This is a genomic window from Gordonia metallireducens, assembly GCF_021245825.1.
Classification (GTDB): Bacteria; Actinomycetota; Actinomycetes; order Mycobacteriales; family Mycobacteriaceae; genus Gordonia; species Gordonia namibiensis.
The window spans coordinates 30,741-44,260 of sequence record NZ_JAJQJP010000020.1; the positions used below are offsets into that span (position 1 = coordinate 30,741).

At 69.4% G+C, this 13,520-nt stretch carries 3 protein-coding genes; 2 read left to right on the plus strand and 1 reads right to left on the minus strand.

Translation table 11 applies throughout. The features are described from left to right. Positions 1-55 precede the first annotated feature (55 nt). Together LQD00_RS06575 and LQD00_RS06580 are read left to right on the plus strand one after the other, a co-directional pair. Entirely contained in the window at positions 56-712 is a 657-nt protein-coding gene (locus LQD00_RS06575) for a hypothetical protein (protein WP_232716223.1), read from the plus strand. Continuing rightward, a complete protein-coding gene (locus tag LQD00_RS06580) occupies positions 709-3,084 on the plus strand; it encodes a HelD family protein (protein WP_232716224.1) in 2,376 nt (791 codons plus the stop codon). The genes LQD00_RS06575 and LQD00_RS06580 overlap by 4 nt, the downstream gene beginning before the upstream one ends. Here LQD00_RS06580 and LQD00_RS06585 read toward each other — a convergent pair. Next, positions 3,056-13,520, minus strand: a 10,465-nt coding sequence (locus tag LQD00_RS06585; RefSeq protein WP_269784728.1) for a non-ribosomal peptide synthetase, incomplete at its 5' end; no start/stop codon positions are given. The genes LQD00_RS06580 and LQD00_RS06585 overlap by 29 nt on opposite strands.

Consider the following 13,520-nt stretch of genomic DNA (forward strand, 5'->3'; position numbering starts at 1 on the left):
GAGCACCACCGACAACCACACGGACGCGGCACACCCACCAGAGAACTACCCCTGGGTGTCCGCGTCCGTTGTGGTCGAGCGGGACCCACAGTCTGCTCCCCCACCCGGTACGCGCCTGGTGGTGGCCGTCGGCTCGAACGCGGCGCCGAGCGTGTTGCGCCGCAAGCTCGGCCACCTCGACCCCACCGGCGTCCTGCACCTGACGCGGGTACGGGTCGCCAACATCACAGTCGGTCATTCCGCCCACGTCGCGGTTCGCGGATACGTTCCCGCGGCACCCGTCCGCGCAGGTCACGGCACCGTGGAGACGGTGGCCGCCTGGCTCTCACCCCCGCAGACCGAGGCGCTGGACCTCACCGAACCCAACTACGATCGACGGACAGTGAACACGCACGACCATCCCCTGATTCTCGGTGACCCTCGGCTGCCCGCCGACGCTCCCGCCACTCCGGACGAGTTCGACATCTACGTGTCGCGTCACGGAGTCCTCGCCGACCCCGCGACCCACACGCCGCTGCCGTTCGGCACCCAGGCCGGCGTGTTCGGCTGGCTGCAGCGGCATCTCGACGACCCTGCCCTGCGAGGCACGGCGGCCGAGGTCTGCGCACGACTGGCGACCGGCGATCACGCGACCCGGATGACGGGGCAGATCAGGGATGCCCGACTGTCATGGACGGCGTGGCCCGTCGACGCGCGAGGAGTTGTGCAGTGACCGCACTGTCCCCCGACACCGACCCTCGGATCAGCGAGGAACAGGAACACCTCGACCGCGTCTACGGTCGTCTCGACCGGATGCGCCAGACCACACAGCGCCGCCTGTCCTCGACCCTGAGCGAGCGCGGTGGGACCCCGCAAGCACTCTCTGAGCGCGAGTCCTACGAACGGATGTACAACGAGGATCTCGCGAAATTCGATGCCGCCGAACACAATCTGTACTTCGGCCGCCTCGACCTCGACGACGGTGAGATCCGGCGGATCGGGCGAATCGGCGTCCTCGACGACGGCCTCGGTGACGACGGTACGCACGACCACACCGCGACCGACGCAACGCTGCTGCTCGACTGGCGTGCACCGCTCGCGCGTCCCTTCTACCTCGCCACCCCGGCGGCGCCCGAGGAGGTCGCCCGCCGTCGCCACATCCGGACCCGCAGTCGCAAGGTCCGGGGGGTCAGTGACGAATCGCTGACCGCCGGCGATGCCCTCCTCGACGACTTCGGCCACGGCGACGTCGTCAACGAATCCGCCCTCGTCGCCGCGCTGAACGCGGCGCGGACCGGCGAGATGACCGACATCGTCGAGACCATCCAGCGGGAGCAGGACCTCATCATCCGGTCGACGCACCGGGGTGTGACGGTCATCCAGGGCGGGCCGGGCACCGGCAAGACGGCCGTCGCGCTGCACCGCGCCGCCTACCTGCTCTACACACATCGCGAGGTTCTCTCGCGCAGCGGCATTCTCATCATCGGACCCAACGACGACTTCCTCAGCTACATCGGTCAGGTCCTGCCGTCGCTCGGTGAGTCCGGCGTACTTCTCTCGACGATCGGCGACCTGTTCCCCGGCGTCCGGGCCCGCAGTGAGGACCCGCGTGTCACCACCGGGGTGAAGGGCGCCCTGCGGATGGTCGACGTCCTCAAACGTGCGGTGCGGGCCAAGCAGTCCCTGCCGTCCCGGCCGGAGCCGGTCGATTTCGACAGCTACCGGGTCGAGATCGACTCCGAACTGGTCAAAGCCGCACGGGCCAAGGCCCGTTCGACACGGCGTGCCCACAACCAGTCGCAGAACGCCTTCCTCAAGGCCGGTCTCGCCGAACTCGCCCGGCGCCATGCCTCGACCATCGGTTCCAGTCTGCTCGACGGTTCGCAGTTGCTGAGCCCTGCCGACATCGCCGACATCCGCGACGACATGAGCCAGGACCCCGACATCCGTGCCGCGCTGCTGAAGTTCTGGCCGACCCTGACGCCGCAGGACATGCTGCGCGAGTTGCTGACCGACGAACGCGCCATCCGTAGGGCCACGCCCGGCTGGTCGGACGACGACCGGGCAGCGCTGCTGCGGAAACCGCGCACCTTCTCCACCACCGGGGAGGACTTCTCCCCCGCCGACGTTCCGCTACTGGACGAGCTGGCCGAACTCATCGGATACGGCACCGACGACGCCGAACGCGCCGAACGTGCACGCTGGCGGCGCCAGCTCGCCGAGGCGCAGGATGCTCTCGACATCCTGACCGGGTCGGCCCCACAGGATCTCGAGGACGAGCTCGATCCCGAGATCCTGATGGCCTACGACCTGATCGACGCCGAACAACTGGCGTCGCGACAGACCGAGACCCGACGCGCCACCACCGCCGAGCGCGCCTACGGCGACCGCACCTGGACCTTCGGTCATGTGATCGTCGACGAGGCGCAGGAGCTCTCGCCGATGGCATGGCGGATGGTGATGCGCCGCATCCCGAACCGGTGGATGACCATCATCGGTGACACCGCCCAGACATCCGACGAGGCGGGTACCCGGTCGTGGGGTGAGGTCCTCGAGCCGTACGTCGCGAAGCGATGGCAGTTCAAGGAACTATCGGTGAACTACCGCACGCCCAGCGAGATCATGACCTATGCCGCCCGTGTCCTCGACGAGATCGGCAACGGCGAGACCGCGCCGACCTCGTTGCGCAGCAACGGTATCGAGCCGGTGGCTATCCCGGTGGACGACACCGGTGACGCGGATGGCATCGCGGCCGGAGTACTCCACGCCGTCGATCTCGCCGAACCCGACGGACTCACGGCCGTCGTCGTCCCCGACACGCTGGTCGATGTGGTGGCCGCCGCTCTGGACCCGGACGCGTTCGATGCGAAGGGTGTGGAGGCGCCGAAGGTCTACACGGTCCGGACCTGCAAGGGGCTCGAGTTCGACACCACGATCGTGGTCGAGCCGGCAACGATCATCGCCCAGTCACCGCGCGGTCTCAGCGACCTGTACGTCGCACTGACCCGTGCCACTCAGCGTCTGGTGGTCGTGCACGACGAGCCGCTGCCCGCGGTGCTGGCGGATCTGCCTGCCGTCACCGACGCCGCGACTCCGCGTCGCTGATCGCTGCGTCGATCCGCGGTCCGAACTCCGACAGGGCGTCGCTGCCGACGATGCCGAGATGGTCGGTGTCGATGTCGATCCGCGTGACGCCACCGCCCAGGTAGGGCGCCCAGCGGTTCGGGCCCGCGTCCGCCGAGCCCTCGGTGTCGCTGTCGGCGGCGACGATGAGCATGGTGTCGCCGTCGTACGGTCGCGGCCGGTGCGAGATCGTGCGCTCGGCAGAACTCGTCATGCGCGTCAGCATCCGGTCGAAGGACTCCGCATCGAGCAATCCGAGTCCGGTGACCTTGTCCCGGATCGCGACGGCGATCGTCTCCGGCGCAACCGATCCCGCGTCGTCGGGGTCGACGAGCTCGTCGACGTCGATGACCTCACGCCAACCGCCGAGCAACTCCGAGGCCAGCTCTCGGGCGTCGATGTCCACCGACATCTCCCCCTCGTCCGTCCAACTCGTCGCCAGCTCTACGTCGTCGGCCGGGTAGCTGTCGAGCAGCCCCAGGAATCCGACGTCCTCGCCGCGCAACCGCAGTTCGACGGCCATCTCCTGCGCGATCAGGCCACCGATCGACCACCCCAGCAGGTGGTACGGCCCCTCGGGGGCGATGCGTCGGATCTCGTCGACGTAGCGAACGGCGAGATCGTGCACCGTGGCGTCGGGGAGATCGCCGGCCACCACATACGGATCCTGGAGTCCGTACACCGGCCGGTCGTCGAGATGGGGTGCGAGACCGCCGAACAGCCACGCCAGTCCGTCGGCGGGATGCACACAGAACACCGGGTTCCGTGAGCCCTCACGGCGCAGCGGTACGACGACGCCGCCGTTCTTCGGGTCGGCCGCGACTGTTTCGGCGGATTCCGGTTCGAGGTGTGCGGCCAACCGAGCGCCGAGGTCGCGAGGGGTGGGTCCGGCGAACACCCAGGCGACCTCGACCGGGATGCCCGTACGGCGACGGAGTTCGGCGACGAGACGGACCGCGGACAGTGACGTCCCACCGACGTCGAAGAATCCCTGGGCCGCGCTCGTGACCGCGACCCCGGTGACCGTGGACATGCACTCGGCGACGAGCTCCTCCCACTCCCCGGCCGGCGCCACCGGCTGCTCCGCGGCGTGTGCGTTGTGAGCGGTCTCCCGAATCACCGCCGACATCTGCGCGTGGTCGGGTCGTCCGTCGTCCCCGACGGGGATCTCGCCGACGATGGTCAGGACCGACGGGACACAGTGCGGTGCGATGACTTCGACGGCAGCGCGACGTAGATCATCAGCGGTGATGGTGTCGGTGGTGATGCCTTCGTGGTCGGCGCTCACCCATCCATGGATCTCGACACCGTCGTCGCTCGGGACAGCGACGACACCGCTCGCTCGCACACCGTCGAGTTCGGCGAGGGCCGTCTCGACCAGGTCGAGATCGACGCGCAGCCCGCGTAGCCGGACCTGACGGTCGAGCCGGCCGAGGACCTCGATCCCCGGTTTCGCGCCGTCATCCAGCCACCGTGCGAGCACACCCGTCGACTGGCCGTCGTGGCGCAGTTCGCCGGGGATTCGGGCCGGCAACGCCCGCCCGGCGGTGTCGACGACGACCGCACCCGGCGCACCCTCGGTACTGAGTCGACGACGATCGTCCTCGGTCACCAACTCGATCTCACCCAGCAGGGTGGTGGCCGGTTCGTCCGTCGTGATCGCATCGATGATCCGCTCGAAGACATCGCGGAACACCGCGACCGTCGCCGGCTCGAAGAGCGCTGCTGCGTAGTCGATCTCGCCGGTGATCACCATCCCGTCGCGGGTCGTGGTCTCCGCGAGCCCCAGTGTGAGGTCCACCTTGGCCGGCGGGGGTCCGGGGTCGACGGGCTGCGCGCGGAGACCGTCGGCGATCTCCGACGGCACCGCAAACCGGTCGGTGTGTCCGGCAGAGGTGTCGGCCAGGTAGTTGATCATGACCTGGACGAGCGGGGCGTGCGCGGTGGACCGGACGGGCGTGAGGCGCTCGACGAGCGTCTCGAACGGGATGTCCGCGTGGGCGAAGGCCGCCGCATCGGTGTCGCGTACCTGATCGAGCAGATCGGCGACGGTGTCATCGGTTCCGACCCTCGTGCGCAGGACGACGGTGTTGATGAACATGCCGATCATGCGCGTCGTCGCGGCCTGCCCACGACCCGACACCGCGGCCCCGATACTCACGTCGTCGACATCGGCGAGTCTGGCGAGCGCCGCGGCGAAGGCGGCGTGGCACACCATGAACGGGGTCAGCCCGTGCGCCCGGGCGGTACGGGCGACCGCGGCGCTGCGTTCGGGCCCGAGTTCGATCGGCAGTCGTCCGCCCCGGTGATCGATCACCGGCGGTCGCGGCCGGTCCGTCGGAAGGTCGAGCGCCGCGGGGATGCCGTCGAGCGCCGTCGACCAGTAGTCGAACTGGGCAGTCATCAGCGAGGTCGGGTCGTCGAGGTCACCCAGAGTCTCACGCTGCCAGAGCGTGTGGTCGACGTAACCCACCGCCAGCGGCTCCGGTGCGGGCAGATTCGTTCCCGACGCTCGCACCTGGTACGCGACCAGCAGTTCCCCGGTCAGGATCTGCAGGGATGCGGCATCACCGGCGATGTGGTGGATCACCACGACGACGCGGTATCCGCCGTCGATGGGCGCGATCGCGACCCGCACCGGGAGGTCGACGGTGACGTCGAATCCCTCGGCGCAGACGGCCATCGCGGCGTCGAGATCGGCTGTCACGTTCCAGCGCAAGCGGGTTGCCGCGTCACTCGTGTCGAGCACGAGCTGTACCGGTGTCCCATCGTCCGCCATCGGGAAGACGGTGCGCAGCGGTTCGTGTCGGGCGATGACGTCGAGCAAGGCCTCGCGCAACGCGGCGAGGTCTGGGTCGCCGAGTACATCGAAGGCGACGGGCATGTTGTACACCGGCGACGCCACATCGAACTGGTTGATGAACCAGATGCGTTGCTGCGCATACGACAACGGAACCCGCTCCGGGCGCCGGCGACGACTCAACGGCTGCGCCGACAGTCGCCGCCGGGTCAGCGTACGCGCGAGCTCTCTTACGGTCGGAGCGCGGAAGATGTCGCGGATGTCGATGTCCGCCCCGAGACGTTCGGCGACGCCGGCCACCACACGCATCGCGGCGAGCGAGTGCCCGCCGAGGTCGAAGAACGGCACCGTCACCGAGACCTCGTCGAGGGCCAGGACGTCGGCGAAGACCGCCGCCAGGGCTCGCTCGATTCCGTCGGCGGGCGGGACGAACTCGGCCGACACCGCGGTCGGCGCGGGCAGCGCACGCCGGTCGAGCTTGCCGGTGGCGGTCAGCGGAACGTCGTCGAGGATCACCCACTGCGTCGGTCGCATGTACTGCGGCAGGGTCTCGGCCACGCGCGCCCGCACCGCGTCGAGGTCGACGTCGCCGGCCAGGTAGCCGACCAGGACCTCGCCGGTCGGTCCGCTCCGGACGGTCGCCGCGGCGTGGGTGATGCCGTCGATTCGCGCGAGGATCGATTCGATCTCCCCCAGCTCGATGCGCTGTCCGCGGAGTTTCACCTGGAAGTCGGCGCGTCCGAGGTATTCGAGTTCGCCTTCCGCGTTCCATCGGACCAGGTCACCGGTCCGGTACAGGCGGGCGCCCGGACGCCCGGTGGGGTCGGCGACGAAGCGTTCGGCGGTGAGATCCGGTCGGGAGGCGTACCCGCGGGCCAGCTGCCCGCCGCCGACATAGAGTTCGCCGACGACCCCGACCGGCGCGGGTTGCAGCCGGTCGTCGAGGACCCAGGTCGTGGTGTTCGCGATCGGCCGGCCGATCGGCACGGTCACCTCGTCGGTACCGAGGCGGTGAGCGGTGACCTCGACGGCGGCCTCCGTGGGCCCGTACAGGTTGTCCATGTCCGCGTCCGGGACGAGCGCACCCAGCGCATGCGCGGTCGCGGCGGGAAGCGCCTCGCCGGAGGCGTGGATGCGTCGCAACGTCGCCAGGGCCGCGCGCCGCTCGGGGTCGTCGCCGATGTACTCGGCGAACGCCGCCATCATCGACGGCACGAAGTGGATCGACGTGATCCCCCGGCGTCGGATCTCGTCGAGGACGTAGGCCGGGTCGATGTGGCGGCCGTCCTCGGCGATCACCAGCCGGGCACCGGCCATCAGTGGCGCGAACAGTTCCGGCACCGACACGTCGAAGGTGGCCGGGGTCTTCAGCATCACGACGTCGTCGGTGCTCAGCGGTTCCCGGATGTGCATCCAGGCGAGACGGTTCAGGACTGCTCGGTGACTGACCGTGACGCCCTTGGGTGTTCCCGTCGATCCCGAGGTGAACAGTGTGTACAGCGCGTTGTCGGGGTCGACCACCCGACGGAATGCGGTGCGGGACACCGCCGCGGCGTGGTCGTCGGCAACCGGGGTGTCGGCGTCGACCACCAGGACCTCCGGTCTGACGCCGACGAGGACCTCGGGCCGGGGGTCGGCGGCCAGGATCGCCGAGATCGACGCCGCGTCGATCATCGCCGCGAGTCGCTCCGGCGGCGTTGCCGGGTCGATGACCACGTAGGCGCCACCGGCGGCGACCACGGCGTGGATCGCCAGGACGAGCTCGACCGAACGCGGGATACACACGCCCACGGCAACATCCGGTCCCACGCCCTGGTCCGAGAGCCGCTGTGCGAGATCGGACACCCGGGTGGTGAACTCCGCGTAGGTCAGCGTCCGATCCCCCGCCACCAGAGCTATCGCGCCGGGTGCGCTCTGGGCAGCGGCGTCGACCGCCTCGGAGACCGTCGACCAGGGCACGGACAGGTCCGGCCCGGAGACCAGTTCGGCGATCCGGGCCCGCTCGGCGTCGTCGGTCAGATCGATCTCGCCCACCGACCGGCCGTCGATCTCCGTGCCGGTGAGAGCGTCGAGCACACGGATCAGCCGCGTGATCATCACCTCGATGGTCGACGCGTCGAACAGATCTGTCGCGTAGACGATCTCGACCGGCCACGCACCCTGCGGGTTCACGCTGACCGCGACCGTCATGTCGAGCTGAGTGGTCCCGGTGGACACCGCGAGAGGTTCCAGACGGAGTCCGCCGGCGGCCTCGGCTGCGTCGGCGGTCTCAGCAGAGCCCTCGGCGTGCAGCACCGACAGCATCACCTGGCTCAGCGGGGCGAAGGCCTCGGATCGCGCCGGGGACAACCGGTCCACGAGATAGTCGAACGGGACATCCGCGCGGGCGAGCGCGTTGACGTCGTCGACGCGGACGCGGTCGAGGAAGTCGCGGACACCGATCGACGGGTCGACCTCACTGCGCAGGACCAGGGTGTTGACGAACATGCCGACCAGGTCGTCGAGATGAGCGTGGCCACGTCCGGCGACCGGCGTGCTGATCGCGATGTCGCGGCTCGCCGACAGGCGGGCCAGGAGGATCGCGAGGGCCGCGTGAATCGTCATGAAGTCGGTGATCCCGCGATCCCGGGACACCGCGGAGATCCGGGCGGCCAGGTCGGCCGGGATCTCCGCGGTGACACGGCCACCACGCTGAGACGCGACCGGCGGCCGCGGGCGATCTGTCGGCAACGGCAGGAGGTCGGGCAGGTCGGACAACCGGTTGACCCAGTACCCGACCTGCTTGCCGAGCACCGACTCCGGGGCGTCGACATCGCCGAGGGTCTGCCGTTGCCACAGTGCGTGATCGGCGAACTGGACCGGTAGTTCGGTGAACGCCGGTGGCCGTCCCTCGGCACGCGCGAGGTAGGCCGTCCACAGGTCGGACAGCAACGGTCGCATCGACTCGCCGTCGGCAGCGATGTGATGGAGAAGTACGACGAGGAGGTGATCGTCACCGTCCGTGCGGTCTCCTCCCACTTCCAGGAGCCGTACGCGCAGCGGGATCTCGGTGGTGATGTCGAACCCGGGCGGCCCGAGGAGCACGGACAGGTCGTCGGCGGCGAACGGATCGGCGGGCAGCGTGTCGGTTTCCCACCGCAGTGCTGCTCGGGCTTCGTCGATGTCGAGGACTCGCTGGAAGGGTTCACCCGCGTCGGCCGGGAAAACGGTGCGCAGGATCTCGTGCCGCGCGAGCACATCGGTGACGGCCTCACGCAGCGCCGACCGATCGAGCGAACCGCGCAGTCGTACGGCCAACGGGATGGTGTAGGCAGCCGACTCCGGTTCGAACCGGTTGAGGAACCAGATGCGTTGCTGCGCATACGACAACGGAATCCGGTCCGGGCGGTCGACGACGCGCACCAGTGGCGCCTGCGGCGGCTCCGAGTCGAAGGCGGTCTCGATGCGCCGCGCGAGCCCGCGCACGGTCGGCGACTCGAAGACGTCGCGGACGCCCAGGCGGACGCCGAACTGGTCCCCGGCACGGGCGCTCAGTCGGGTCGCGGACAGCGAGTTCCCGCCGATGGCGAAAAAGTCTGCGGTGGCCGAGACCTTCTCGAGGTCGAGGATGTCGGCGACGACCGCGGCGAGGATTCGTTCGGTGTGACCCGACGGCGGTGTGTGGGTGTCGGTCGCGTCGGCGGTGTCGATCTCCGGCAACTGCCTGCGGTCGATCTTGCCGACCGGATTGCGCGGGAGCCGTTCCAGGACAGAGAGGCGCGCGGGAACCATGTACGGCGGTAGCTGCCCGGCGAGATGTTCGCGAAGGTCTGCGGTGTCGAGCTCTGTGTTCGGATCGAGGGGTTCGACGTACCCGGCGAGCTCCGAGACGGGGTCGCCCACGCCGATGACGACCGCGTTGCGCACGGCCGGGTGAGCGGTCAGGGTCGCTTCGATCTCACCGAGTTCGAGACGCTGGCCACGCAGCTTCACCTGGAAATCGCTGCGCCCCACATAGGTCAGTTCGCCGGTGCGCGACCGCCGGACGAGGTCGCCGGTGCGGTACATGCGGCTGCCCGGTGAGCCGAACGGGGCAGGCACGAAACGCTCGGCTGTGAGGGCCGGACGGTCGTGGTAACCGCGGGCGAGCTCCCCGCCGGCGAGATACAGCTCTCCGACGACGCCGGGTGGCACCGGATGGAGTCGGGCGTCGAGCACGTGCGCGGTGGTGCCGGGCACGGGACGTCCCAACCGGACCGGTTCGTCGAGGCCGATCGCCGGTGAGGTGACGCCGACGATCGTCGTCTCGGTGGGTCCGTAACCGTTGTGGAAGGCGGTGTGCGCGGCCCAACGGTCCTTCTCGGCATCGGGGACGGCTTCGCCGCCGACGAGCACGTTGGTGAACGGCAACGACGCGGGGTCGGGAAGTGAGGCGGCCACCGAGGTCACCAGGAACGCGTGTGTCGTCCGATGCGTCGTGACGAAGTCCGCCAGTTCGCGTCCACCGTAGATCTCCGGCGGGACGACGACGAGCGTGGCCGCGCTGCCGTAGGCGCCGAGGACCTCGAGGATCGAGGCGTCGAAGGCCGGTGAGCTGATACCCAGCCATCGGGCCTGCGGCCCTGATCCGTGACGGTCGCGCAGCACCGCGGCCACTCCTGACAGGCCCCGGTGGGTGACGAGCACACCCTTGGGCATTCCGGTCGAACCGGAGGTGAAGATCATGTAGGCGCCGTCGTCGGGGTACACGGGGCGCCGCATCGCGGGAGCCGACCGGGGCTCTCGTGACCTCAGTTCGGCGGCCCGGTCGGCGTCGAGAAGGATCCACTGCAACTCCCCGGTCGACGTCGGCACCGAGCCGTCTGTGAGCGCAACCTCGGCGCGCGCGGCTCCCACCACGCCGGCGATGCGATCCGCGGGATGGCGGGGATCGACCGGGCAGTACACCGCGCCGGCCTTGGCGACCGCCCACAGTGCGAGTTGTGCCCGTGCCGACCGCCGGAAGGCGCACACGACGACGTCGTCCGGACCGACGCGCTGTTCGACGAGTTCGGCGGCGAGATGAGAACTCGCGTTGTCCAACTCGTCATACGTCCAGCCGCCGAGGTCGTCGATGACGGCAGGGTGGTCGCCCCGCGATCGGACGGCGGCGGCGAGCAGTGCGGGAAGGGGCACGACACCCGGGTCCGGGTCACCGGAGACCAGCGGTCCCGTGTTCTCGTCGGCGGCGAGCAGTTCGAGATCGCCGACCGGCGTGGTGGTGTCGGCGACCGCCCCGACCAGGAGGCTGACGAAGCGGTCGGCCAGGCGCCGGGCGTCGGCATCGTCGTAGAGGTCGACGGCGTAGGTGAGGGTGCCGCGCCAGGGTGCGCCCGCCGCCCCGTCGGTGCGCACCGCGACCGTGAGGTCGAACTTGGCGGAGTCGTCCACGACGACCACCGGACTGATGTCGAGGCCGGCGAGCTCTGTGGACAACTCCGCGGGCAGCGTGGCGGTGTCGGCGGTGTCGGCGGTGGTCAGCAGGACCTGGACGAGCGGCGCGTAGGACGCGGCCCGGGTGATCCCGAGCGCGTCGATCACCTCGTCGAAGGGGACGTCGGCGTGTGCGAGGGCGTCGAGGTCGCCGTCGCGGATCTCGTGGAGGAGGTCCGCGAACCCGCCGTCCGCCACGACCCGGCTCCTCAGAGCGACGGTGTTGACGAACATGCCGATCAGGTCGTCGGTCTCGCCATCGCGGCCGGCGGTCGCTGTGCCGATCACGATGTCTCCACTCCCCGAGAGGCGGCTCAGGAGCGCCGCGAGCGCGGCGTGCAGCACCATGAACGTCGTGGTCCCGGTGGCACGGGCGAGATCGGCGGCGGCCGACGCGGTGCGGCCCGGAATCGTGAAGTCGACCGTGGCACCGCGAGTGTCGCGGGTCGACGGTCGCGGGTGTGTGGTCGGGAGGTCGAGGAGCGCCGGAGCACCGGCGAGGCGGTCCGCCCACCACTGGCGTCGGGTGGCCGCGGTCTCGTCTCCCTGCCGGAGTTCCAGGACATGGTCGGCGTACTGGCGATGCAAGGGCGCCCAGTCCGGTGGCCCGCCGTCACGTCGCGCGACATATGCGGTGAGCAGGTCGCGGGCCAGGACCGTCCCCGACGCCCCGTCCGCGGCGATGTGGTGAATCGCGAGGACGAGCAGCGCACCGTCGGCCGGGTCGCGGTGCAGACGTGCCCGTACCGGCAGGTCCCGGGTGAGGTCGTACGGCACCGCGGTGACGGCCATCGCCTCGGCATCGGAATCGACCACCCGCCAATCGAAGTCGCCGTCGTCGGCGATGACCTGGTGCGGTCGGCCGTCCGGCCCGAGGGGGTAGGTGGTCCGAAGGATCTCATGCCGCGCGATCACATCGCCGATCGCGGACCGGACGTCCTCGACGTCGACCCGTCCGCGGATACGGAATCCGAACGGGATGATGTACGACGCGACGTCGGGTTCGTACTGGTTGATGAACCACATGCGTCGTTGTGCACTGGAGAGCGGCAGGACGTCGGGACGCGGCGGGAATGCCCTCTCGCCCACCCCCGGGCCGAGCGCCGCGGGATCGGCGCCGGAACGTTCGACGCGGGCGGCGAGGCCGCGAACGGTCGGCTCGTCGAAGACGTCCCGCACGGTGACCGGGACGCCGAGCGTTCGTCCCAGTCGTGACGCGAGACGGGTTGCTGCGAGCGAGTTCCCGCCGGCGTCGAAGAAGCTGGTGCCGACCGAGACCTCGTCGACCCCGAGCACATCGGCGAAGACGTCGGCGACGGCGATCTCGGCGGGTGTCGACGGGGCGACGTATTCGTCGGCCGCGTACATCGGAAGCGGGAGTGCCTTGCGATCGATCTTGCCCGCGGTGTTCGACGGCATCTCGTCGAGGATCACCCAGGACGTCGGACGCATGTAGCCCGGCAGTTTCTCGGCCACGGTCCGGACGGCATCGAGATCGACATCGGTTCCGGTCAGATGGGCGACGAGCTGCTCGCCGGCGGGCACCTCCATCACGGACGCCACCACCTGGGTCACGCCGGGTGCGGTCTGCAGGACCGACTCGATCTCCCCCAACTCGATCCGCTGCCCCCGCAACTTCACCTGAAAATCACTACGCCCCAAATACTCCAACTCACCAACACCAGACCACCGCACCCGATCACCCGTCCGATACAACCGCGAACCCAACCCACCAAACGGATCCGCCACAAACCGCTCCGCAGTCAACCCCGACCGAGACGCATACCCCCGAGCCACCTGCACCCCACCCAGATACAACTCACCCACCACACCCACCGGAACCGGCCGCAACCGCGAATCCAACACCCACACCGACACATTCGACACCGCACGACCAATCGGCACCACCACCTCACCACCGACGACCACATACGACGTCACATCCACCGCAGCCTCAGTCGGCCCATACAAATTCACCACCCGCACACCAGGCACCAACCCCCGCAACCCCTCCACACCCGCAACACCCAACGCCTCACCCGAACAGAACACCTGCCGCAACGACCCCAACCCCGCACCACCCGAACCACCCAGCGCATCGACAAACACCGACAACATCGACGGCACAAAATGACACACCGACACACCAAACCGCTCCACCACCGAC